The organism is Alkalidesulfovibrio alkalitolerans DSM 16529 (assembly GCF_000422245.1).
GTDB classification, from domain to species: Bacteria; Desulfobacterota; Desulfovibrionia; order Desulfovibrionales; family Desulfovibrionaceae; genus Alkalidesulfovibrio; species Alkalidesulfovibrio alkalitolerans.
The window spans coordinates 68,666-90,849 of record NZ_ATHI01000005.1; the positions used below are offsets into that span (position 1 = coordinate 68,666).

Annotated in this window: 19 protein-coding genes and 1 tRNA gene; 7 read left to right on the forward strand and 13 right to left on the reverse strand. The window is 65.0% G+C overall.

Features of this window, described 5'->3' with window-relative positions; all coding sequences use genetic code 11:
• Window positions 1-251 precede the first annotated feature (251 nt).
• Window positions 252-1,409: a PilZ domain-containing protein gene (locus tag DSAT_RS03290; RefSeq protein ID WP_020886166.1), complete on the forward strand. Its 1,158-nt coding sequence runs from the start codon at window positions 252-254 to the stop codon at window positions 1,407-1,409.
• A gap of 53 nt (window positions 1,410-1,462) precedes the next feature.
• Here DSAT_RS03290 and DSAT_RS03295 read toward each other — a convergent pair whose 3' ends face one another.
• From DSAT_RS03295 to DSAT_RS03320, 6 genes are all read right to left on the reverse strand, one after another.
• Window positions 1,463-2,056 (reverse strand): redoxin domain-containing protein, encoded by a 594-nt coding sequence (locus DSAT_RS03295; protein WP_020886167.1) that lies wholly within the window; start codon window positions 2,054-2,056, stop codon window positions 1,463-1,465.
• 4 nt (window positions 2,057-2,060) lie between these two features.
• Window positions 2,061-2,636, reverse strand: coding sequence for a TlpA family protein disulfide reductase (locus tag DSAT_RS03300; protein ID WP_020886168.1), 576 nt, complete (start codon window positions 2,634-2,636; stop codon window positions 2,061-2,063).
• Window positions 2,629-3,483, reverse strand: a complete 855-nt coding sequence (locus DSAT_RS03305; RefSeq protein WP_020886169.1) for a thiamine pyrophosphate-dependent enzyme — start codon at window positions 3,481-3,483, stop codon at window positions 2,629-2,631. The genes DSAT_RS03300 and DSAT_RS03305 overlap by 8 nt, the downstream gene beginning before the upstream one ends.
• 11 nt (window positions 3,484-3,494) lie before the next feature.
• A complete protein-coding gene (locus tag DSAT_RS03310) occupies window positions 3,495-5,183 on the reverse strand; it encodes a 2-oxoacid:acceptor oxidoreductase subunit alpha (protein WP_020886170.1) in 1,689 nt (562 codons plus the stop codon).
• A gap of 48 nt (window positions 5,184-5,231) precedes the next feature.
• Window positions 5,232-5,741: a ferritin gene (locus DSAT_RS03315; protein WP_020886171.1), complete on the reverse strand. Its 510-nt coding sequence runs from the start codon at window positions 5,739-5,741 to the stop codon at window positions 5,232-5,234.
• Window positions 5,742-6,131: 390 nt separating this feature from the next.
• Complete coding sequence (locus DSAT_RS03320) at window positions 6,132-6,704, reverse strand: hypothetical protein (RefSeq protein WP_020886172.1); 573 nt, start codon at window positions 6,702-6,704, stop codon at window positions 6,132-6,134.
• 382 nt (window positions 6,705-7,086) lie between these two features.
• Here DSAT_RS03320 and nifU point away from each other — a divergent pair, with 382 nt between their 5' ends.
• The 6 genes from nifU to DSAT_RS03350 all read left to right on the forward strand — a co-directional run bounded on the left by nifU (window position 7,087) and on the right by DSAT_RS03350 (window position 12,967).
• The gene (gene nifU / locus DSAT_RS03325; protein ID WP_020886173.1) at window positions 7,087-7,926 is read left to right on the forward strand and encodes a Fe-S cluster assembly protein NifU; all 840 of its coding nucleotides are present in this window, start codon (window positions 7,087-7,089) and stop codon (window positions 7,924-7,926) included.
• Between the two features lie 10 nt (window positions 7,927-7,936).
• Window positions 7,937-9,133, forward strand: a complete 1,197-nt coding sequence (nifS, locus tag DSAT_RS03330) for a cysteine desulfurase NifS (RefSeq protein WP_020886174.1) — start codon at window positions 7,937-7,939, stop codon at window positions 9,131-9,133.
• 10 nt (window positions 9,134-9,143) lie between these two features.
• Entirely contained in the window at window positions 9,144-10,067 is a 924-nt protein-coding gene (gene cysK, locus DSAT_RS03335) for a cysteine synthase A (protein WP_020886175.1), read from the forward strand.
• A gap of 1 nt (window position 10,068) precedes the next feature.
• Entirely contained in the window at window positions 10,069-11,010 is a 942-nt protein-coding gene (locus DSAT_RS03340) for a serine O-acetyltransferase (protein WP_020886176.1), read from the forward strand.
• 172 nt (window positions 11,011-11,182) lie between these two features.
• The gene (locus DSAT_RS03345; RefSeq protein WP_020886177.1) at window positions 11,183-11,425 is read left to right on the forward strand and encodes a hypothetical protein; all 243 of its coding nucleotides are present in this window, start codon (window positions 11,183-11,185) and stop codon (window positions 11,423-11,425) included.
• Between the two features lie 213 nt (window positions 11,426-11,638).
• Window positions 11,639-12,967: an NAD(P)/FAD-dependent oxidoreductase gene (locus DSAT_RS03350; protein WP_020886178.1), complete on the forward strand. Its 1,329-nt coding sequence runs from the start codon at window positions 11,639-11,641 to the stop codon at window positions 12,965-12,967.
• A 301-nt stretch (window positions 12,968-13,268) separates the two neighbouring features.
• Here the strand turns inward: DSAT_RS03350 and lon are convergent, their stop codons facing one another.
• From lon to DSAT_RS03390, 7 genes are all read right to left on the reverse strand, one after another.
• Window positions 13,269-15,734 (reverse strand): endopeptidase La, encoded by a 2,466-nt coding sequence (gene lon / locus DSAT_RS03355; RefSeq protein ID WP_020886179.1) that lies wholly within the window; start codon window positions 15,732-15,734, stop codon window positions 13,269-13,271.
• A 199-nt stretch (window positions 15,735-15,933) separates the two neighbouring features.
• Window positions 15,934-17,187 (reverse strand): ATP-dependent Clp protease ATP-binding subunit ClpX, encoded by a 1,254-nt coding sequence (gene clpX, locus DSAT_RS03365; protein WP_020886181.1) that lies wholly within the window; start codon window positions 17,185-17,187, stop codon window positions 15,934-15,936.
• A gap of 33 nt (window positions 17,188-17,220) precedes the next feature.
• Entirely contained in the window at window positions 17,221-17,838 is a 618-nt protein-coding gene (gene clpP, locus DSAT_RS03370) for an ATP-dependent Clp endopeptidase proteolytic subunit ClpP (protein WP_020886182.1), read from the reverse strand.
• A gap of 249 nt (window positions 17,839-18,087) precedes the next feature.
• Window positions 18,088-19,419, reverse strand: a complete 1,332-nt coding sequence (gene tig, locus DSAT_RS03375) for a trigger factor (protein WP_020886183.1) — start codon at window positions 19,417-19,419, stop codon at window positions 18,088-18,090.
• 147 nt (window positions 19,420-19,566) lie between these two features.
• A tRNA-Leu gene (locus DSAT_RS03380) sits at window positions 19,567-19,650 on the reverse strand.
• An 83-nt stretch (window positions 19,651-19,733) separates the two neighbouring features.
• Window positions 19,734-21,173 carry a bifunctional hydroxymethylpyrimidine kinase/phosphomethylpyrimidine kinase gene (thiD, locus tag DSAT_RS03385; protein WP_020886184.1) on the reverse strand — a complete coding sequence of 480 codons (1,440 nt, stop codon included), beginning with the start codon at window positions 21,171-21,173 and terminating at the stop codon, window positions 19,734-19,736.
• Between the two features lie 4 nt (window positions 21,174-21,177).
• Window positions 21,178-22,119, reverse strand: a complete 942-nt coding sequence (locus tag DSAT_RS03390) for a lysylphosphatidylglycerol synthase transmembrane domain-containing protein (RefSeq protein WP_020886185.1) — start codon at window positions 22,117-22,119, stop codon at window positions 21,178-21,180.
• Window positions 22,120-22,184 lie beyond the last annotated feature (65 nt).

Genomic DNA, 22,184 nt, shown 5'->3' on the forward strand with positions numbered 1-22,184 from the left:
CTCGCGTATATTCTAATACGCGTCGGCCCCGGCGCTTTCTTGCGCCTTGCATCTGGCGCTTTTTGAACAGTCTGCAAATCCGCGCTTTTCGATGCCCTGCCGAGCGCGAGCCTCTTGGGCGGCAAAGGCCCGTAACGCCCCCCATCTGGGCATTTCGGGCCTTTGCCGTTTACTTCCGGATGCCACCAGGTCGCAACACGATTGCTTTTTTCATGTTCATTCAGTACCTTGGCTTGCACAGGGAGCACTTGATGGACACAGCGGGCACAATTCTGGTGTTTTCCGAAAATCCGGGGACCGGCAAGGCGCTCATGGCCGTGCTGGCCAAGCTCGGGCTTACCGACGTCGCGGTCGCCACCTCTCCCCAGGAGGCGGCCAAGGTATTGTTCGGGGGAAAGATGCGGCTCGCGGTCATCGACCATGTGCCGGGATCGTCCCAGACAGTGGCCCTCATCAAGGCTCTGCGCGAGCAGGAACGTACCCGCCTTCTTCCCCTTCTGATCCTTGCCGAGCCAGGCGAGAAGGCCCTGGCGGCCTTCGCCGCCAAGGACGAGCGAACCACGTGCGTGGCGAAACCCCTGGCCGCCCAAGCCTTCACCGCCGCTCTCAAAAACCTGCTCGCCCAGGCCAAAGCACCCGGCGCGCCTGCCAAGGACGCCGCTCCTGGCGCGTCGCCGAGCGATCAGGCCCTGCGCGACTTGGCCCTGCTGCTGCGTGACCGCAAGGGCGCGGAGGCCGTGATCCTCGCGGAATCACTCATCACGGCCCACGGCACGCGCACCGACCTGCTCATGGCTCTGGCGCTGGCCCGCCATCTACTCGGGGAAACAGACAATTACGTCGCAACGCTCTCGCGTATCATCGGCATAGAGCCTGACACGCCCGAACCGGCCCGGCAAGATCAGCCAGCCGCAGCAGCAGCGCCAGCCTCTGGCCGGGGCAACGCCGCAAGTTCCAAGAGTGGACTCAGGGGCGTCTGGGCAAGCCTCCCACCTCCCGAACGAAGACAAAAGGCCCGGCAACTCTATTCGCCCAGCCATGCCAAGCGAAACGCCCTTCGCATCTTCACCCCTTTCTGGAGCGCAGGCGCGCCAGGCGGCGAGGGGCGTCTGCAACTCGTGGACCTCTCCTTCGGCGGCCTGTGCATGGAGGCTCCGCGACCCGCCGTGGCGCGCGGCGCGGAGTTCGTCATCGACCTCTACGTCAAGGACGAGCTTGCCCTGCCGGGCGTGAAGATCCGGGTCGTGCGAGTAGAGGACGAAACCGTGGGTTGTACGTTCCGCGAACTCGACCGACAGACCGAATCGCTCTTGAACCAACGGCTGCACGAAGAGCAGAAAAAAGGCGTGGCCGCGACCGGCGAACCGGGCGTGCCCAGCACCAAGAAAGTCATCAAGCTTTCGTTTTGACGCCTACGCACGCCATATCAGGCCGGTAAAAAAGCCCCATATGCTAAGAGCGGTTAGTTCTCCTGAAGCTTGTCGAGTTCCTTGATCAGCGTTTCCAGATCGGGCTGCTTGTCGATTTCGTGGACCATGATGGTGCGGATGATGCCGTTCTTGTCCACGATGATCTCGGCTCGCTCGCTCGTGCCGTCGCCGCGCAAAAGCCCGTAGCGCGCCGCCGTGGCCCCGTGCGGAAAGAAGTCCGAGACCACGGGGAACCAGACCCCGCCCATCTCCCGGCACCAGGCGAAGAGCGAGGGCACGTTGTCCGTGGTGATGCCGATGACCACGGCCCCGCGCGCCTCGATCATCTCCCTGCCCAGATTGTAGGCGGGGAACTGCTCCGAGCACACAGGCGTGAAGGCGGCGGGCACGAAGGAGAGCACCACGTGCTTTCTGCCCCGAAAGTCGGAAAGCGTGACCTTGCCGCCCAGGATCGAGGGCAGGGTGAAATCCGGAGCTTCCTGGCCCACAGCGACCTTCAGTTCACTGTCGATGGGCTTCTTGGCTTCTCCGTAAAACACATTCACCGCCTGAGCCGCGCCGATCACGAACGCCGTCGCGCAAAGCCCCAGGATCACGGCGGAGAGAAATTTCCTGCCGACACGCATGGCCCTACTCCTCCTTCACCTTGGAGCGGACGGTATCGAGAAACTTTTCCCAGGAGACGAAGCGCCCTTCGCCCGAAAAGAGTACCGTGGCCCTTCCTCCCTTGTCCTTGGGATTTCGCACCAACACGTAGGCGGGCGTGCCGGGCGCGCCCAGGGCCTTGTGGGCCGCGAAGCTCTCGTCCGTGCTCATGGGCAGGGTCAGACCATACTTCTCGCGGAAGACCCTGATTTCGAAAGCAGTATTGCCCATCGCCACGCTCGTCATCTTGAGCTTTTCCGCCAGATCGCCGTCGGAAACGGCCGCGAAGAGCTTCTGCACGTCCGGGGCCTCGGCCTGACAGTGCATGCAGTAGACGTTGAAAAACTGCACGAGCACGAAGGGCGCGTCCACGTCCTCGATGCGGTAGGTCGGCGCGTCCTTGGGCAGCCCCAGGTAGTCGAGGTCCGCCTCCCGGTCGGGAGCGGCCAGATCCAGAGCCGGAAAGCTCTTGCCCGCCGGAGGCAGGGCCAGAACGAGGGAGGCGGTCAGAAGAACCAGACCGCAGGCCAGGGCCAAGCGAAAGGCGATCATCCTAGACATATGACTCCATCACGCGGCGCAGCGCGCCGTGATCGGGTTTGGCCGACGCCAGGGACCTGCCGCCCGAAGTGGGCAGCATTTCCTCGAAGGGACGGCGCTCGGTGTTCTTCCAGATGACGCCGATGGGAATCTCCTCCCCGAAGGTCATGGCCGCGCGCAAGGCCGCCTGAGCATCCGTGGGATCGTGCGTGGCGTCGAGCTTCTTCACGCGCTCCTTGTACCAGGCGTAGGTGTTGACCTTGTTGAAGGAGACGCAGGGCTGGAACACGTCCACCAGGGAGAAGCCCTTGTGGCGCACGGCCTGCTGGATGAGATCCACGAGATGGTCCATCTCGCCCGCGAATCCCCGGGCCACGAAGGACGCGCCCATGGTCACGGCCACGGCCACGGGGTTGAAGGCCGCCGATGGCGCGCCGAAGGGCTGGGCCTTGGTCTTCATGCCCTGCATGGTCGTGGGGCTGGCCTGCCCCTTGGTCAGGCCGTAGATCTGGTTGTCGTGGGCCACCAGGGTGATGTCCACGTTGCGCCGGATGGCCGCCAGAAAATGGTTGCCGCCCTCGCCGTAATTGCAGCCGTCGCCGGACTCGGCGACGACGGTCAACCCCGGATTAGCCAGCTTGATGGCCTGGGCGGGCGGCAAGGCGCGGCCGTGCAGCCCGTTGAAGACGTTGCACCTGAGGTAGTGCGGGGCCTTGGCCGCCTGGCCGATGCCCGAAACCAGGCAGACCTGATGCGGCGACAGGCCCAAGCCCGTCAGGGCCTTCTTCATGGAATTGAGAATGGAGAAGTTGCCGCAGCCCGGACACCAAGCGGTTTCGAATTCGCCATATTCCTCGATGGAAACCATACGCTCTCCCCTTATTCCAAGCCCGCAAGGCCGGCCAGGATGTATTCCGGCGTGAAGGGCGCGCCATCGTACCGCAGCACCTTGCGCTCGATGCGGTAGCCGCTTTCGCGGTGCACCAGATCGGCGAACTGCCCGGTCAGGTTGCCCTCCACGCAGACCACCCTCCCCGCCTTCTCGAAGCGGTGCAGGAAATCGTTCGGCCGCAGGGGGTAGACCTGACCGAAGTGCAACACTCCGGCCGTCTCTCCCGAGGCCGAAAGACGCTCCATGGCTTCCAGGGCCGCGCCACGCGTAGACCCCCAGCAGACGAGAAGCGTCTTCGGCTGTTCGTGGCCGAAGTACTCCGGGGCGAGGGCGTCAGCGCGAAGCCCGTCGAGCTTTTTGGCTCTTTTGTGCACCATGGCCGTACGCACGCCCAAATCCTCGGTGATGTGGCCGTCAGGCGTGTGCTCGTCCGAATCCACGACCACCAGGGCCTTGGAAAGGCCGGGCAGCGCGCGCGGCGAAACCCCGGTCTCTTCGTTCGGGGCGAAGCGCACGTAGCCCTCCTCGTCGTCGGGCTTTTGCAGCGGCGCGCTCACCGGCGGCAGGGCGTCCAGGTCAAAGGGCCGCACCGCCGAATAGCAGTCGGCCTGATACTGGTCCGTGAGCACGAACGCGGGCCCCTGCCACTTCTCGGCCTGGTCGAAGGCCCGATGCGTGAGCCAGAAGCACTGTTCCGCCGTGCCGGGACTCAAGATGGCTCTGGGGAACTCGCCGTGCCCGGAATAAAGCGCCAAGTTCAGGTCGCCCTGCTCGGTGCGCGTGGGCAGGCCCGTAGCCGGGCCCGGCCGCATTGCCAGGACGATGACCAACGGCTGTTCGATCATGCCCGCGAGCGAGACGCCCTCGCACATCAGGGCGAAGCCGCCGCCCGAGGTGGCCGTGAGCGCCCGCGCGCCCGCGTAGGAAGCGCCGAGCACCATGTTGATAGCCGCGATCTCATCCTCGGCCTGCTCCACCACCACACCCGTCTCCTGCGCGTGCTGGATTAGGGTGAGGGGCACGGACGTGGACGGGGTCATGGGGTAGAACGAGACGAAGTTGCAGCCTGCGGCCATCGCGCCGAGCGCGATGGCCTCGTTGCCGTTCAAGGCCATGCGGCCCCGCGTCCCGGCAGGCGGGGCCGGGCATTCAAAGATGGATTCCTGCCCCTCCTTCCAGGCGAAGGAGCGGCGCAGCACCTCCACGTTGGCCGCGACGATCTTGTCGCCCTTCTTGCGGAAGGTGTCGTCGAGAAGCTCCTCGAGCACGGCCACGTCCAGACAGATGGTCGAGGCCAGGACGCCAAGGGCCACGGTGTTCTCGTAGATGGCCTTGCCCGCGAGATCCTTGAAGGGCACGCGGAAGACGCGCGGCCAGTCCACGGCCATGTCCTCACCGGCCACGACCACCGCCCGCTCGGACAGGGAATCCCGAAACAACGGGAAGGTCTCCTTGCCCAGGCAGACGAGCACGTCGATAGCCTCGCACGGCGCGAGCACCGGATCTGGGCCGAAGCGCACGCGGTAGGTGTTGTGACCGCCGCGAATGCGGGAAAGATAGTCCTGATAGACGTTGATTTCATAGCCGGAGCGCACCAGCGCCTTGGTGATGAGGGCGCCGACCGTGACCAGCCCCTGTCCGGCCTCGCCGCCGATGCACACGTTGACCGCCGCCATCAAGAGACTCCTTGTCGGTTGGGCGTCGTCAAAACGACCATGAAGGCCCTACTCGCCGTTTGCGGGCCAGACGAAGGTCCGCGCGCCCAGTTCCTTGTCGAGCATGTAGAGCGCGCCGCCGTCGCCGATCATTTCGAGCTTGGCCACGACATCGCCAAAGCTGGCTTCTTCCTCCACCTGCTCGGCCACGAACCACTGCAGGAAGTTGGCGCTGGCGTGATCCTTAAGCGACTGGGCCAGATCGACCAGGGCGTTGATGCGGCCAGTGACCTCGCCCTCGTGCGTAAGGCCGGAGCGCATGACGTTGAGCGGCGACTCCCACTCGCACTTGGGCGCTTCCACGGTCTGCAACACGGCGCGTCCGCCGCGCTCGATGACGAAATCGAACATCTTCATGGCGTGGAAGAGTTCCTCGGCGGCCTGATTGCGCATCCAGGCGGAAAAGCCGGGAAGCCCCCTGGAGGCGAACCACGAGCCCATGGAGAGATACAGGTAGCCCGACCAAAGCTCCCACTTGATCTGTTCATTCAGGGCTTGTTCCATCTTTTCGTGCAGCATGGGAAAGCGCTCCTTTGCTCTTTTCCGGGTTTCGACGCCCCGACCGCGCGAAGGCGTGGCATCACACGGCGAGAAACGATACAGGGGGCGTCATCCGATTAGAAACCACTTCCGCCGATTTTTCGCAAGGTCTATTTCCCTGCGGCGACATTGCGCGGACTTTGGAACCGGCACGTCCAAGGCAGGCGTGAGCGGCGAAGCCGCGGGAACGCAAAGGAAAGAGCTTGCGCTCGCGTAATACGCGAGGGTCCGGCGCTTTTCGCGGCAACGCGGCAGATGGTGCTTTTGGGGCAGCCTGACGCCCGGCCCCGACGCATCGCACGATGCATCGAAGCCGGGCGTCATTGCCCTTGCGGGGAAACCGGAATGCGCGAGGCCCGCGCCAAAGGCCTACTGGCCCATGCGGCGAAGCGCACTATCCAGGGCTGGTCTCACGATCTCTTTCAGGGTCTCTTCGAGAATGTCGGCAGCGTTGCCGCTGGCCGGAACCTTGGTGCGCTCCACGCGGCTGGACAGGTTCTCCTCGTAGACTCGTTCCCCGCCCCGCGTGACGCGAACGTTGAGCGTCATCTCGGCGCTCAGTTCGGTGAGGCTCACCTCACGCAACCACATCTCGCGCACCGTGCCCGTGAGCACGTACTCGGTCTGGGCTCCGAAATCCTGCTGGCTCCAGTTCATGGCGCAGCCAGACTTCTTGAGCTCCTCGAAGAAGGCCTTGCTTGTCCACTCGCCCACAGGTTGCACGGCGTAAAAGGCCGTGCCGTCCTTTTTCTCCCCGATCTCCTCCTTGCCGCGCTCGTCGGCGAACTTGACCACGGTGATCGAGGTCGCGCACGGCCGCGACACATCCATGGGCGTGTATTTGAGGTTGATCATGTTGGGCGCGGCGCAGCCCTGCACGCTCAAAAGCAGCGCAACTGCCAGAAGAATCAGCGAAAAACGCGGAAATACGTTCGAACGCATGGTCGTCTCCTTCGTCATGGCTTGGGTTGTCTCCCCACTGCCCCTTCAAACTGTTTCCCAAAGCGCCATCTGCTGCCGCGCCGCGGAAAATTCAATCCCCGGCGCATATCCTGAGCCATGCTGCGGCCTTGACCCTTCCGTACGCCTTGCATCCGGCGCTCTTCGAGCAGCCCGTGGCACGGCTGCTTCTCGACAGCACGCCTATAGCAAAGCCTGGGCGGTTTGACAGCCCCTTTCAACAAGCCTATTTCAGATCGAAAAGGTATATTTTATCACGAAGGATGTGCCCAAAGCCCTTCCGCCGCCGCCCGAAGCATGCTATGATTTACCTTCCGCCAGCGGCGGGAAAAATCTGCGACAAGACCCATGGGAGGAACAAGCCATGTGGGAATACACGGACAAGGTCCGCGAACACTTTCTGAATCCGCGCAACGCGGGCGACCTGCCCGACGCCAACGCAGTTGGCGAAGTGGGAAGTTTGGCCTGCGGCGATGCGCTGAAGCTTTTCCTGAAGATCAACGACCAGGGAGTGATCGAGGACGCCCGCTTCCAGACCTTCGGCTGCGCCTCGGCCATCGCGTCAAGCTCCGTGCTCACGGAGATGCTCAAGGGTAAGACCGTTGACGAGGCCAAGACCATCACCAACAAGGACATCGCCGAGATGCTCGGCGGCCTGCCCAAGGAGAAGATGCACTGCTCGGTGATGGGCCAGGAGGCCCTGGAAGCGGCGCTCAAGGGCTTTCTGGGCGAGAAGGTCGAAGCCTACGAGCCCGAGGGCGAACTGGTCTGCAAATGCTTCGGCGTCACCGACGTTCAGATCCGCCGCGCCATCCGCGAGAACGACCTGAAGAGCGTCGAGGACATCACCAACTTCACCAAGGCCGGAGGCGGCTGCGGCGACTGTCTGGAGCGCCTGGGCGAGATCCTGGACGAGGAGCGCGGCAAGCCGAAGGCGGAAAAGTCCGTGACCGAGCCAGCCAGGAAGATGACCAACTTGCAGCGCATGATGCTCGTGACCAAAATCATCGACGAGGAGATCAGGCCGAGCCTGAAGAAGGACGGCGGCGACATCGAACTCGTGGACATCGAGGGCGTGAACGTGATCGTGGCCCTGCGAGGGGCCTGTGTGGGTTGTCCGTCCAGCCAGCTGACCCTGAAGAATTTGGTGGAACAGCGGCTGCGCGAGGCCGTGGACCCGGCCATCACCGTGAGCCAGGCATAAGGGGGCGGCAATGCAGGAAATCTATCTGGACAACAACGCCACGACGCGCGTGGACCCGGCCGTTCTTGACGAGATGATGCCCTTTTTGACCACGCTTTACGGCAACCCCTCCAGCATGCACTCCTTCGGCGGCCAAGTGGGCAGGCACATGCGCCTCGCGCGCGAGCGGGCGGCTCAATGCCTGGGCTGCACGCCCGAGGAAATCGTCTTCACCGCCTGCGGCACCGAGAGCGACAACACGGCCATCAACGCCGCGCTCATGGCCGCGCCCGAAAAGCGCCACATCGTGACCACCAAGGTGGAGCACCCGGCCGTGCTCTCCTACTGCAAGCACCTGGAAAGCCGGGGCTTCGAGGTCGAGTTCCTGTCCGTGGACAAGGAGGGCCATCTCGATCTCGACGAGCTTCGCGTCTCGCTTCGCGACGACACGGCCGTGGTCTCGGTGATGTACGCCAACAACGAGACCGGCGTGATCTTTCCCATCCCCGAGATCGCGGATATCTGCCGCGAGCGCGGCGTGCTTTTGCACACCGACGCCGTGCAGGCTGTGGGCAAGATCCCCCTGGACATGAAGACCCTGCCCGTGGATTTCCTGGCCCTCTCCGGCCACAAGCTGCACGCGCCCAAGGGCGTGGGCGCGCTTTACGTGCGCCGCGGCGCGCCGTTTCGGCCCTTCCTCATCGGCGGGCACCAGGAGCGCGGCCGCCGCGCGGGCACCGAGAACACGGCCTCCGTCGTGGCCCTGGGCAAGGCCATGGAACTCGCCGCGCAGGGCGTCGGAGACGAGAACACCCGCGTGCGGGCGCTGCGCGACCGGCTGGAGAACGGGCTGCTTTCGGCCATCCCCGAGTCGCGCGTGAACGGCGCGCGCGACGAGCGGCTGCCCAACACCTCGAACATCTCCTTCAAGTACGTCGAGGGCGAGGCCATCCTGCTCATGCTCGACCAGTTCGGCATCTGCGCCTCCTCGGGCTCGGCCTGCACCTCGGGCAGCCTTGAGCCCTCGCACGTGCTGCGGGCCATGGGCGTGCCCTTCACCTTCGCCCACGGCTCCATCCGCTTCTCGCTCTCGCGCTTCACCACCGAGGCCGAGATCGACACCGTGCTGCGCGAGCTGCCGCCGATCATCGAACGGCTGCGCGTGCTCTCGCCCTTCAAGGCGGAAGGGCCGGAGCCGCTCGACGCCAAACCGCCCTGCACCTGCTGAGGAGGGCACCATGAAGATCGCACGGAACATGCTGGAACTCGTCGGCGGCACGCCGCTGGTCAGGCTGAACCGGCTCTCGGCCGGGCTTTCGGCCACCGTGGTCGCCAAGCTCGAATCGAGGAGCCCCTGCTTCTCGGTCAAGGACCGCATCGGCCTGGCCATGATCGAGGCGGCCGAAAAAGACGGCAGCCTCGCGCCGGGCGGGACCATCGTGGAGCCCACCTCGGGCAACACCGGCATCGCCCTGGCCTTTGCCGCGGCCGTGCGCGGCTACCGGGTCATCCTGACCATGCCCGAGTCCATGAGCTTGGAGCGGCGCAAGATGCTCGCGGGGCTTGGCGCCGAACTGGTGCTGACCCCGGCCGCCGAGGGCATGAAAGGGGCCATCGCCCGCGCCCGCGAACTGGCGGCCGAGCTTTCCGCCTTCATGCCCATGCAGTTCGAGAACCCGGCCAACCCCGAAATCCACCGCCACACCACGGCCGAGGAGATCTGGGCCGACACGGACGGGGCCGTGGACGTCTTCGTGGCGGGCGTGGGCACGGGCGGCACCATCACCGGCGTGGGCCAGGTGCTCAAGGAGCGCAAGCCCGGCGCGCGCATCGTGGCCGTGGAGCCGGAACTAAGCCCCGTGCTCTCGGGCGGCGCGCCAGGGCCGCACCCCATCCAGGGCATCGGCGCGGGCTTCGTGCCGCCGGTGCTCAAGACCGAGCTCATCGACGAGATCATCACCGTCTCGGGCGACGACGCCTTCGCCACGGCCCGCCGCATGATGCGCGAGGAAGGCATCGTCTGCGGCATCTCGTCCGGGGCCAACGCCTTCGCGGCGCTCAAGGTGGCGGCGCGGCCCGAGAACGCGGGCAAGCTCGTGGTCTTCGTGGTCTGCGACACCGGCGAGCGCTATCTTTCCACTCCACTCTTCGAGACGAACTGACATGGCGAACCTGAACAACGGCAACGGCGCATACGGATCGGTCATCGAGCGCGTCACCGGGCAGTTGTGCGAGCCCGGCTCCTACGAGGGCGTGTACCACCGGCCCAAGCACGAGCAGCCCATGCCCTCGCTTGCGGCCCTGGAAGAGGTCATGGAGCGGCTGAAGGCCGTGCTCTTCCCCGGCTATTTCGGCAACTCCGAAGTCACGCCCGAGACCATGCGCTTCCACATCGGCGCGAACCTCGACGCCGCCTGCCGCCTGCTCGTGGAGCAGGTCAAGCGCGGCTTCTGCTTCGTCTGCCCGCGCGACGAGCAGCGCACCTGCGCCGAGTGCGAGGACCGCTCGCAGCGCATCTCCCAGGATTTCCTCGAACGCCTGCCCGGGATCAGGAGCCTCCTGGCCACGGATGTAGACGCGGCCTTTCGCGGCGACCCTGCCGCCAAGACGCCGGGCGAGACCATCTTCTGCTACCCCTCCATCATCGCCCTGACGCACTACCGCGTGGCCCACGCCCTGCACCACCTGGGCGTGTCCATCATTCCGCGCATCATCACGGAAATGGCCCACTCGCGCACCGGCATCGACATCCACCCCGGCGCGCATATCGACGAAAACTTCTTCATCGACCACGGCACCGGCGTGGTCATCGGCGAAACCTCGGTCATCGGCCGGGGCGTGCGCCTGTACCAGGGCGTCACGCTCGGGGCCAAAAGCTTCCCCAAGGACGAGGCGGGCATGCTGGTCAAGGGGCAGCCGCGCCACCCCGTGGTCGAGGACGACGTGACCATCTACTCCGGCGCGACCATTCTCGGCCGCGTGACCATCGGCCGGGGCGCGGTCATCGGCGGCAACGTCTGGCTCACCCGCTCTGTGCCCGCCGGGGCACGCGTCATGCAGCCGCCGGGGCAGCGCGAGGCGCTGGTGGAGGGCTCGGGGATATAGCAGACGTAGCGGCAGCGTCGGCTCCGCCCGTCCATTTCAGACCTGTTTCGTCATATTATATTTTATTCCAGATGCTTGCCAGAGCCCCTCGATTTGCTGCATGGTGAATGGCAGGTTCCAGGTCAGGGTTTCTCCGCCCTGGAGGGACCGGCCGGGGCCGTGGAGGTGAGCCATGTCGGAGTACAAGGAATCCGATCTGCCCGTGGCCATCAATCATGAGGAATTCGTGACCCTGCCCGGCGGCGCGTGCGTGCGCTTCGAGAGCAACGGCGAGGCCAAGGACGTCTTCATCCGGGGCGAATTCACGCCCGTGGTCCAGCTCTTCCCGGACTGCGACTACGAGTTCGAGGACGGCGGAAAGAGATATCGCGTCAAGGCGACCTTCGAGGACAAGCTGCTCGTCGATTTCGCCTGAGGCGACGAGCCTCGCGCCAGACCACGCGGCGGCCGTCCACCTGTTTTCCGGACGGCCGCGCCCGTGTCCGTCCCGGCTTCGGCCTGGCCCGCGCCTAGTAGACCCGGACCGCTCTTATTGTGCGTCTTTCTACAGTTCTTCTTGACGCCGTGCGGCGCGCCTGCGACTTTTCCCATTGCGCAATCCCGGCAATCTCCGCGCAAGGAGGGTTTCGTGCGCGACACCGGCACTCGCCACAAGGTGGTCATACTCGGAGCGGGTTTCAGCGGCCTTTGGGCAGCACGCACCCTTGCGGGCGGCCCCTGCGACGTGCTCGTGGCGGACCGCAACAATTACCACACCTTCCTGCCCCTGCTCTATCAGGTGGCCGCGGCCGAGCTCGAATCCGAACAGATCGGCTACCCCGTGCGCGGCATCTTCCGCCGCGCGGAAAACGTCTCCTTCGCCATGGGCGAGGCCACGGCCCTCGACCCCGCCGCCAGGACGCTCATCGTGGACGGCCGGGAGATCGCCTACGACACGCTCATCGTGGCCCTGGGCAGCGTGACCAACTTTTTCGGCGTGCCCGGAGCCGACACCCACGCCTTCCGTCTGAAGAGCCTGGAGCAGGCCATCTACCTGCGCAACCACATCATGGGCTGCTTCGAGAAGGCCGTCTCGTCCAAGGACCCGGCCGAGCAGCGCAGGCTTCTGACCTTCACCGTGGTCGGCGGCGGCCCCACGGGCGTGGAGTATGCCGGAGCCCTGGCCGAGCTGATCCGGGGGCCGCTGGCCAAGGATTTCCCGGCGCTCATCGCGGGCCAGGCGCGCGTGGTGCTCTTCGAGGCCATGGACGGCGTCCTGTACGGATTCCCGGACCCGTTGCGCAAGGAGGCGCTGCTCGCGCTGCGGCGCAAGGGTGTGCAGGTCTTTTTGGGCGCGCAGGTGGAGGAGGTGACGCAGCAGTACGTGCGGCTCAAGGACGGCAGCAACTTCCTGACCGAGACCGTGGCCTGGACCGCCGGGGTCAAGGCGCATCCGCTGCCCGCGCGGCTCGGGCTCACCTGCGCGCCAAACGGCAGGGTGCTCACGGACGAGACGCTACGCGTCAAGGGCATGCCCGACATCATGGCCGTGGGCGATATCTGCCAGATCGACGGCCGCCCGCCGCTGCCCATGGTGGCCCCGGCGGCCATCCAGCTAGGCCGCCACGCGGGGCAAAACGTGCTGCGGGCGCTCAAGGGCAAAAAGCAGAAGGCCTTCACCTATCGTGATAAGGGCAGCATGGCGACCATCGGCCGGGGCGCGGCCGTGGTGCGCTTCGCGGGCCGGTCGTTCACGGGTTTCACGGCCTGGGCGCTGTGGCTCTTCGTGCACCTGATGTATCTGGTGGGCTTTCGCAACAGGCTTTTGGTCATGGTCAACTGGGCCTGGGACTACTTCCTCTTCGAGCGCGCCGTGCGGCTGATCCTGCCGCGCGAGGGGCTGTGGAACAAGTCCAGCCTGGACCCGGAGGCCTTGAACGGCCAGGCCGCGCCCAAGACTCCGCCCCAAGCGCCGTAGCAGGCTGTTGAAAAAGTCCCATCTGCTGCGTTGCTGCGAAAAGCTCAAATCCTCGCGTATGCAAATACGCGTCGGCCTTGAACTTTCCTTGCGCCTTGCATCTGGCGCTTTTGAACAGTCTGCGGAACCGTGTTTGCCGACGCCCCCTCACGAGGGTTTGCTCCAGCATATGCCCCAGGCGCTGCCCCGAGTAAAGTCCCGGCGGCTTCTCCCAAACAGAAGGCCCCCGCGAGTCCTCGCGGGGGCCGTGATCGTTCTGTGTCTGTGCGGGTGCGGGCGGCTTATCCGCCCGGCCGCCGGATCAGTGCATCTTGCCCTGCTCCTCCGAGCCCGAGCCCTTCATGAGGCTCGCGGACAAAGGCACGAGGTCGTTCAGGTCGCAGAACAGCGGCCTGTCGTCGCCCTCGCAAAGCAGCGCCTCGCGCAGCACGTCGTCCATGTTGTCCATGGGGATGATCTTCAGGTCGCGCCTGATCTCCTCGGGCACGTCCTCAAGGTCCTTCTCGTTGTCCTTGGGAATGAGCACGGTCTTGATGAGCCCCCGGTGCGCGGCCAGAAGCTTCTGGCGCAGGCCGCCGATGGGCAGCACGCGTCCGCGCAGCGTGATCTCGCCGGTCATGGCCAGATCGTCGCGCACCGGACGGTTCAAAAGCGCCGAGACCATGGCCGTGCACAGCGTGATGCCCGCCGAGGGGCCGTCCTTGGGGATCGCGCCCTCGGGCACGTGCACGTGGATGTCTATCTCCTTGTGGAAGTCGGGCTTCAGCCCGAAGAGATCGGTGCGCGAGCGGATGTAGGAAAGCGCGGCCTTGGCCGACTCCTTCATCACGTCGCCGAGCTTGCCCGTGGTCTCCACCTTGCCCGAGCCAGGCATGAGCGCCACCTCGACCATGAGCATATCGCCGCCGTGGTCCGTGTAGGCCAGGCCGTTGACCAGGCCGACCAGGGGCCTGTCCTCCTTCTCGCCGTAGCGGTGCTTGGGCACGCCCAGATAGTCGTTGAGCATCGGCGGCGTGATTTCGAGCTTGAGGTCCTTGTCGCCCTTCTCCACCACGTTGCGCGCGGCCTTGCGGCAGATGGTAGCCAATTCGCGCTCCAGCGAGCGCACGCCCGCCTCGCGCGTGTAGCGGCGGATGACCTCGAGCAGCGACTCCTCGGGCAGGCGCAGGTTCTCGGGCTTAAGCCCGTGCTGGCCGATCTGCTTGGGCAAAAGGAAGCTCTGCGCGATCTGCTTCTTCTCGGTCTCAAGGTAGCCGGGAAGCTGGATGATCTCCATGCGGTCCTGCAACGGCAGAGGGATGGAGTGCAGCGTGTTGGCCGTGGTGATGAAGAATATCTTGGACAGGTCGTAGTCCAGGTCCAGGTAGTGGTCGCCAAAGGCGTAGTTCTGCTCGGGATCGAGCACTTCGAGCAGGGCGGCCGAGGGATCGCCCCGAAAATCCATGCTCATCTTGTCGATCTCGTCGAGGATGAAGACGGGGTTGTTGAACTTCACCCGCTTGAGCGACTGGATGATCTTGCCCGGCAGCGCGCCCACGTAGGTGCGGCGGTGCCCCCTGATCTCTGCCTCGTCGCGCACGCCGCCCAGCGAAAGGCGCACGAAGGGGCGGTCCGTGGCGCGGGCGATGGACTTGGCGAGCGAGGTCTTGCCCACGCCCGGAGGGCCGACGAAGCAAAGGATCGGCCCCTTCATCTTCTCGACCAGCGACTGCACGGCCAGATATTCGAGGATGCGCTCCTTGGGCTTGTCCAGACCGAAGTGGTCCTCGTTGAGGATGGACTTGGCTTTCTCGATGTCGATGGCCGTTTCCTTGACCTCGTTCCAGGGCAGGTCGAGAATCCAATCCACGTAGTTGCGGACCACGGTGTACTCGGCGGAGCTCTGCGGGATCTGCTTGAGCTTCTTGATCTCGCGAAGGCCCTTCTCGCGCGCCTCGTCGGGCATGTTCTTGGCCTTCATCTGCTTTTCCAACTCCTCGGCCTCGGCGGAGGGGTCGTCCTCGCGCCCCATCTCCTTGTGGATGGCCTTGAGCTGTTCGTTCAGATAGTAGTCCTTCTGGTTCTGCTCCATCTGGTGCTTGACGCGACCCTTGATCTTCTTCTCCAGCGAGGCGATCTCGATCTCGGTCTCGAGCAGCTTGTAGACCTCGTCGAGCCTCTTCACGGGATCGGGCTCTTCAAGCACCTGCTGTTTCCTGGCGAAGTCCACCTTCAGGTGCGGCATGACCGAGTCGGCCAGACGGCCCGGCAGAGTCAGCGAGGAGATGGCCATGACCGTCTCCTGGGCCAGCTTCTTGTTGACCTTGGCGTAAGCCTCCAGCGAATCCTGGACCGCGCGCACCAGGGCCACGGCCTCGGGGTTCTCGGTCTCGTCGTCGTCAAGCGGCTCCACCGTGGCCATGGGATACTCGTCACCAGTGGCGAGCGTGTCGGGTTTGTTGTCCCAGCGGGCGCGGTACAGGCCCTCGAAGAGCACCTTGATGGTCCCGTCGGGCAGGCGCAAAAGCTGCAAAATCTTGCTCACCGTGCCCAGGGTGTAGAGGTCCTCGCCTTCGGGCCTCTCCTTTTCGGGATTCTTCTGGGTGACGAGAAAGATCTTCTTGTCGTATCGCGTCAGCGCGTTCTCGATGGCCTTGATGCTCGCCTCGCGCCCCACGAAGAGGGGCACGATGGAGCGCGGGAACATGACCACCTCGCGCAGGGACATCATGGGAAGGGTCAAACTGGAAGGACCGGCCCCTTGGGGACCGAAGGATTGGCTGCTCATCATCGCTCCTTGGGGGGAAGCTCCCCCGAGAGGGCCAGGCGCCCGGCCGGAAGGATATCCGGCCGGGTCCAGGGCATGGCGCTATACTTAAGGCAGTTGTCGGCAAAGTCAATGCAAAGCGGCGCGCGGGTCCGCGTTCGGCCCGGCGCGGAAAACGGCGGGAGACGGCGGTTCGCCCCTTGGGCGGCGGCAAAACGCATCAGGCGGAGCGGGCCTCCTGCTGGTGGTAGAAGAGCATCGGCTCCTGGCCGTTCTCCACCACAGCGGTGTTGATCACGCACTCCTTGACGCCAGTGAGCGACGGCAGGCGGTACATAATGTCGAGCATCACGCTCTCGAGCACGTTGCGCAGCCCGCGCGCGCCGGTCTTGCGCTCGATGGCCTTGCGGGCCACGGCGCGCAGCGCGTTTTGCGTAAAGCGCAGCTTGACGTTGTCCAGCTCGAACAACTTGGCGTACTGCTTGGTCAGCGCGTTGCGCGGCTCGGTCAGGATACGCACCAGATCGTCCTCGTCCAGGTCGGTGAGCGAGGTGACCACGGGCACGCGGCCCACGAACTCGGGGATCAGGCCGAACTTGACGAGATCGTTGGGATGCACGTCGGCCAGAAGCTCGGAAAGGTTCTCCTCGCGCTTCTTCTCCACCTTGGCGTGGAAGCCCATGGCCGTTCCGCTGCGGCGGTTGGCGATGATCTTGTCCAGGCCGATGAACGCCCCGCCCAGGATGAACAGGATGTTCGTGGTGTTGATACGGATGAACTCCTGCTGCGGGTGCTTGCGGCCGCCCTTGGGAGGGATGTTGGCCTCGGTGCCTTCGATGATCTTGAGCAGCGCCTGCTGTACGCCCTCGCCCGAGACGTCGCGGGTGATGGAGGGCGAATCGGACTTACGGGCGATCTTGTCGATCTCGTCCACGTAGACAATGCCGCGCTGCGCGGACTCGATGTCGTAGTCCGCGTTCTGCAGGAGCTGCACCAGGATGTTCTCCACATCCTCGCCGACGTAGCCAGCCTCGGTCAGGGTCGTGGCGTCGGCGATGGCGAAGGGCACCTTGAGCACGCGGGCCAGGGTCTGGGCGAGCAGGGTCTTGCCGCAGCCCGTTGGGCCGACGAGCAGGATGTTCGACTTGTCGATCTCCACGTCGTCGCCCACGCGGTCGGCGTGAAAGACGCGCTTGTAATGGTTATGCACGGCAACGGAGAGGATGCGCTTGGCCGCGTCCTGGCCGATGACGAACTCGTCGAGCAGCGCCTTGATCTCGGCGGGGGGCAAAAGCTGCCCGGCCTCACGCTCCTCGCCCGCGCTCTCCTGGGCGATGATCTCGTTGCACAGCGACACACACTCGTCGCAGATGTAGACGTCAGGCCCGGCGATGAGCCGCTGGACCTCTTCCTGATTCTTGCTGCAGAAGGAGCAGCGCAATTCCGTGGGCCGTGGGGCCTTTGTGTTGGCCATGTGATGACGGTCCTTTTGCGTTTTGCGGGCGGGCTACTCGCCTCCACCCTTCTTTTGGCTTTCGTTGCGCGAAACGAGGATGCTGTCAATGATGCCGTAGGCCTTGGCCTCGTCGGCGCGCATGAAATAGTCGCGCTCGGTGTCGGCGGCCACCTTCTCGATGGGCTTGCCGGTGTGGTTGGCCATGATCTGGTTCAACTCTTCCTTCATGCGCAATATCTCGCGGGCGTGAATCTCGATGTCCGTAGCCTGGCCGGAAAACCCGCCCATGGGCTGGTGGATCATAATCCGCGAATGGGGCAATGCATAGCGCATGCCGGGCGAGCCCGCGGCCAGAAGCAGCGCGGCCATGCTGGCGGCCTGCCCCAGGCACAGGGTGGCCACGGGGGCGGAAATGTACTGCATGGTGTCGTAGATGGCCATGCCCGCGGTCACGGAGCCGCCGGGGCTGTTGACGTAGATGTTGATCTCCTTCTCGGGGTTCTCGGATTCGAGGAAGAGAAGCTGAGCGCAGACGAGGCTGGCCACGGCGTCGTTGATGGGCGTTCCGAGCAGGATGATGCGGTCCTTGAGGAGACGCGAGTAGATGTCGTAGGCGCGCTCGGTGCGGCCCGTGGTTTCTATGACGATGGGAATTTGCGCGTGGGGCATCGCGTACTCCTTGAAATGTGTCGGGATTTCGTCGCAAGCGGAAAGGGAACGGGAATCGCCGTGTCCGGTCACCCTTCTCGTCTACCGTGATCGGCCTGCAATCTCAAGCGCGATCATGGAGACCCTCAAAATAATATCCGGACCGCGCGGGTCAAGCACGATCCGGCAAAAAACAACCGCCCGGCGTATGCTGCGCCGGGCGGTTGGAGTGGTTGCAAACGCCGCAGACTGCGCTCTTCCAGCGGCCTGCTAGCCTTCGGCGGGCGCGGCTTCCCCGGCTTCGGGAGCCTTGGCCGGAACCTCCGTGACCTCGGCGGCCTCGTAGATTAGTTCCATGGCCTTGTCTGCCAGGATGCGGTCCTTGACGAGCACATGCATGCCGGTCTGCTCGTAATACTGCTTGATGGTCTCGAAATCCTGGCCGGACTGCATGGCCACCTTGCGCATCTCGTTGTCGATCTCCTGCGGAGAGACGGTGAGCCCTTCCTTGGTGGCCACAGCCATCAGGAATACCTGCACGCGCGAGGCCTGCTCGGCCGTGGGCTTGTACTCCTCGCGGAGCTGCTCCATGGTCTTGCCCGTGGATTCGAGGCTCTTGCCCTTGCGCTCCAGACGGTTCACGTGCTCGCCCACCAGGTTGTCGGTGGTGCGCTCCACGAGCGAGGGCGGCAGGGGGATGTCCATGCCCGCGATGATGTCGTCCAAAAGCTTCTTTTCGGCCACAGAGCGGTGCAGGGCCTTGCGCGAGGACTCGTAGGAGGAGGTGATGGCGTCGCGCAGAGCCTGGAAGGTCTCGTAGCCGCCGGCCTTCTTGGCCAGGGCGTCGTCGGCCGGGGGCAGAACCTTTTCCTTCACGGCCCGGATGTGGACGTGCATCTCCACGGTCTTGCCCGCCAGGTCGGGATTCAGGAAGTCCTCGGGGAAGGTGATCTCGCCCTTGCCCTGCTCGCTCGCGCCCAGGGTCTTGACCAGAGCCTCGAAGCTCTCCAGGGCTTGGCCCTTGCCGAGTTCGAGTTGGAAGTGCTGGGAGCGCAGCCCTTCGAAAGCCTTGTCCTGGCTGATGGCCGCGAAGTCGAGGATGACCACGTCGCCGTCGCGTGCCTTACGGTGCTCGCCGATGTCGCGCAGTTCGGCCATATTGCCCCGGATGCGCTCGATGACCTGATCGACCTCGGCCGCATCGACGCTCACGGCTTCCTGCTCGACCTTCAGCCCGCGGTACTCGGGCAGATTCAGGGCGGGCGGAACCTCGAAGCTGAAGGAATAGGTGTAGGGCTCGTCCTTGGCGATCTCGCCCTTGGAGTCCACGTTGATGCCGGAGACCGGCGAGAGCTTCAGCTCGGACATGATCTCGTTCAACTGGTAGTTGACCATGTCCTGCGTGGCCTCGGCCAGAATCTGGCGCTTGAACTTGCCCTGAATGACGCTCATGGGCACCTTGCCCTTGCGGAAGCCCTTGATCTGGGCGGTTCGACCGTAGATGGCGGTGGTCGCGGCCAGGGAGGCGTTGACCTCTTCCGCAGGCACGGTGACGGTCACTTTCTTTTCGACCGGAGAGATATCTTCGATAGTATAGTCCATGGCACGAGACTCCTTTTGCTGAAGCCCGGAAACGGGCGAACATTCGGCGGAAGTCCAGGGCTATACGTATGGGCGGGGGGGCTGTCAATCGTCGACCCCCGCCCCAAGGGGCGAAGAGGGCCTAAACGGCCCCGAAGAACAGGCTTGTGGTGCGAGAGGCGGGACTCGAACCCGCAAGGCCATGCCGCCGGATCCTAAGTCCGGTGCGTCTACCAATTCCGCCACTCTCGCCCGCGTCAAAAGACCGCCGAAGGGGCCTGCGGAGAAGCCGAAAACCCCACGGCAGGCCCGTTTCCCACACCGGGTCAAGGCTGTCAACCAAGCTCGAAGGTGTCCGCGTCCGCCTCAGACACTACGCTCTCCGCTCCCTCGGCCACGGCGTCGAGCTTCTCGGCAAGCTCCAGGGCGTCTCGCGCCAGCAAAATGACCGTCGGGCCGGGGAAGTCGCCCGAGGTGTCGATCAAGGCATCCACACGCGCACCCTCGGCCACGGCTCGCTGCAAGGTACGCAGGGTGTCCCAGTCGAAGTCGTCACCCGCGGCGCGCTCCTCGGCCCCCGCTCCGCCGTGATCCACGGAGGCTGTGAGAAGCCCGGCGCGCTCCAGGCCGCGCAAGGTGGCCTCGGCAAGCCGAAGCGGCATGGCCCAGGCCGCGCCAGAGCCCGAGGCCGAGGCGGCGGCGAGCCTCACGCCCAGTTCGGGCGCGGCACCGAAGCGTGGGCAGCCCGGAACGAAGATATGTCCGTCTGCCGAAGCCGCAAGGGGCACCTCGAAGGCCGCGACCTGCGCCGGGTCGCTGGCGAACGGCAGCGCGGCCGCGATGTTGCCGCCGAAACGCGGCAGCAGCCGGGCCAGCCCCGGCAATTTTTCGAGCATGCGGGCCGTCTCGATGAGTTCGTCGAGGATCTCCGCCCTGGCCCTGGCCTGGGTCAGGACCGCGCCGTGGTGCACGGGCCCCGGTCCCTGCCCGACCGTAAAGGAGGCGCGAAGCCCGAGGTTCACGTAGGCCTGCGCCTTGGCCACCGCGCGCGCCAGGGGCTCGCCCAGCGCCAAGTTGGCCGCGATGGCCGCAGAAAGCGTGCAACCCGTGCCGTGCACGTTCTTCGTGTCCACCCTGGGCTGGATCATGGGGATGGGCTCCTGGCCGGGCAGGGCCAGCCAGTCCGTCACGGCCACGGCTTCGTCGAAATGCCCGCCCTTGAGCAGCACCGCGCCCGGCCCCATTTCCAGGAGCTTGGCGCAGGCCGCGAAGCATTGCTCCCGCGTCTCGACGCGCATGCCCGTGAGCAGTTCGGCCTCGTGGCGGTTGGGGGTCAGGAGCGCGGCCAGGGGGATGATCTCGGCCACGAGACTTTCCACGGCCTGCGTCTCCAAGAGCCGGTCGCCGCTTGCGGCCACGCAGACCGGATCGACCACCAGCGCCCCGCCCCATTCGCGCAGGAGCGGGGCCACGGCGGCGATGATGTCGCGCGAGAAGAGCATGCCCGTCTTGGCCGCGCCGATGGAAAGATCGTCCAGCACGGCGGAAAGCTGCCGGGCCACGAACTGGGGCTCGGGCGCGTGGATGCCGCTCACGCCCCGGCTGTTCTGGGCCGTGAGCGCGGTGATTACGCTCGCGCCGAATACGCCGTGCATGGCGAAGGTCTTCAGGTCGGCCTGAATCCCCGCGCCCCCGCCGCTGTCCGATCCGGCAACGGTCAGGGCTTGGGGCCGGGGAGCCATTTTCGCTTCAGCCGAAGGGGGCGTGCTTTCCATGGCCTTACACCTCGCTCTTTCTAAGTTGCCCAAGCCTGAGGTCGCTTGCGGCCAAGACCAGGGTCCCCGCCAGGGTCACTGGGATAAATTGGGCCATATGCATCACCAGACCGGCAGCCAGTGCGCTTTCCTTGTCCACGCCGAACAGTCCGAGCGCGAAAACCACGGCTGCTTCATAGACGCCGATGCCCCCCGGTGTCGAGGGCACGGCCATGCCTAGCGCCGCGACGACGAAGGTCACAAGCACCTCGAAGAGTCCGAGTTCGAGCCCTGCGACCCAGACCAGACACAGCAGGCAGACCAGAAAATACGAGCCCCAGACGAAAACCGTGGCCAAGCCGAGCTTGACGAAGAATACCGCGCCCACCCTCTCGCGCAACTGGCCCAGAAAATCCCAGGCGAAGAGGCGCATCCGCTCCACAGGCACGAGACGCAGTGCGGCCCGGGCCAGATCCGGCCAGGCCGTGAGACCGGCGATGCATAGCCAAGCGGCGACGATGAACGCAAGGCCCGGCCAGATGAGCAGTCCGTCCCGCGAAACACCCACTGACAGGATGGCTAGACACAGAACCATGTTCACGTCGAAGAATCGTTCCCAAAAGATGAGCCCAAGGCCCTTCGCCGTGGAGAATCCGCATTTGCGGCTGACGTACACGGTTTTGGCGATCTCGCCGAGTTTGGCGGGAAAGACGTTGTTCAACCCAAGCGCAAGGGCCGAGGCCTTGCTGCCGCTCCATACGCCAAGGCGGCGGCCGCACAGAAAGCGCAGCCGAACGCCCGGAAAGACGAGCAAAAGAAGCATGATGACGCATACGACCGCGAACCGGACGGGACTGTACCCCATGATAGCCTGGCCAAGGAGCGCGAAGTCCACGCCCCACAGGGCATAGGCCAAGCATCCCCCGGCTAGGCCGAGCTTGAGGAGCACAACCAGGATGGCGCGCATCAGGACATCCAAGGCGCGAGGACGACATGTCCCGACAGGCTTCGACGCGGACACGGTCGGCTTTG

Coding starts and splice junctions, on each gene's coding strand:
- thiD (WP_020886184.1), bottom strand. CDS start 21,173: ATGGAAAGCACGCCCCCTTCGGCTGAAGCGAAAATGGCTCCCCGGCCC.
- DSAT_RS03300 (WP_020886168.1), bottom strand. CDS start 2,636: ATGTCTAGGATGATCGCCTTTCGCTTGGCCCTGGCCTGCGGTCTGGTT.
- DSAT_RS03290 (WP_020886166.1), top strand. CDS start 252: ATGGACACAGCGGGCACAATTCTGGTGTTTTCCGAAAATCCGGGGACC.
- nifU (WP_020886173.1), top strand. CDS start 7,087: ATGTGGGAATACACGGACAAGGTCCGCGAACACTTTCTGAATCCGCGC.
- DSAT_RS03295 (WP_020886167.1), bottom strand. CDS start 2,056: ATGCGTGTCGGCAGGAAATTTCTCTCCGCCGTGATCCTGGGGCTTTGC.
- lon (WP_020886179.1), bottom strand. CDS start 15,734: ATGAGCAGCCAATCCTTCGGTCCCCAAGGGGCCGGTCCTTCCAGTTTG.
- DSAT_RS03345 (WP_020886177.1), top strand. CDS start 11,183: ATGTCGGAGTACAAGGAATCCGATCTGCCCGTGGCCATCAATCATGAG.
- clpX (WP_020886181.1), bottom strand. CDS start 17,187: ATGGCCAACACAAAGGCCCCACGGCCCACGGAATTGCGCTGCTCCTTC.
- cysK (WP_020886175.1), top strand. CDS start 9,144: ATGAAGATCGCACGGAACATGCTGGAACTCGTCGGCGGCACGCCGCTG.
- DSAT_RS03310 (WP_020886170.1), bottom strand. CDS start 5,183: ATGGCGGCGGTCAACGTGTGCATCGGCGGCGAGGCCGGACAGGGGCTG.
- DSAT_RS03390 (WP_020886185.1), bottom strand. CDS start 22,119: ATGCGCGCCATCCTGGTTGTGCTCCTCAAGCTCGGCCTAGCCGGGGGA.
- DSAT_RS03340 (WP_020886176.1), top strand. CDS start 10,069: ATGGCGAACCTGAACAACGGCAACGGCGCATACGGATCGGTCATCGAG.
- DSAT_RS03305 (WP_020886169.1), bottom strand. CDS start 3,483: ATGGTTTCCATCGAGGAATATGGCGAATTCGAAACCGCTTGGTGTCCG.
- DSAT_RS03320 (WP_020886172.1), bottom strand. CDS start 6,704: ATGCGTTCGAACGTATTTCCGCGTTTTTCGCTGATTCTTCTGGCAGTT.
- nifS (WP_020886174.1), top strand. CDS start 7,937: ATGCAGGAAATCTATCTGGACAACAACGCCACGACGCGCGTGGACCCG.
- tig (WP_020886183.1), bottom strand. CDS start 19,419: ATGGACTATACTATCGAAGATATCTCTCCGGTCGAAAAGAAAGTGACC.
- DSAT_RS03315 (WP_020886171.1), bottom strand. CDS start 5,741: ATGCTGCACGAAAAGATGGAACAAGCCCTGAATGAACAGATCAAGTGG.
- clpP (WP_020886182.1), bottom strand. CDS start 17,838: ATGCCCCACGCGCAAATTCCCATCGTCATAGAAACCACGGGCCGCACC.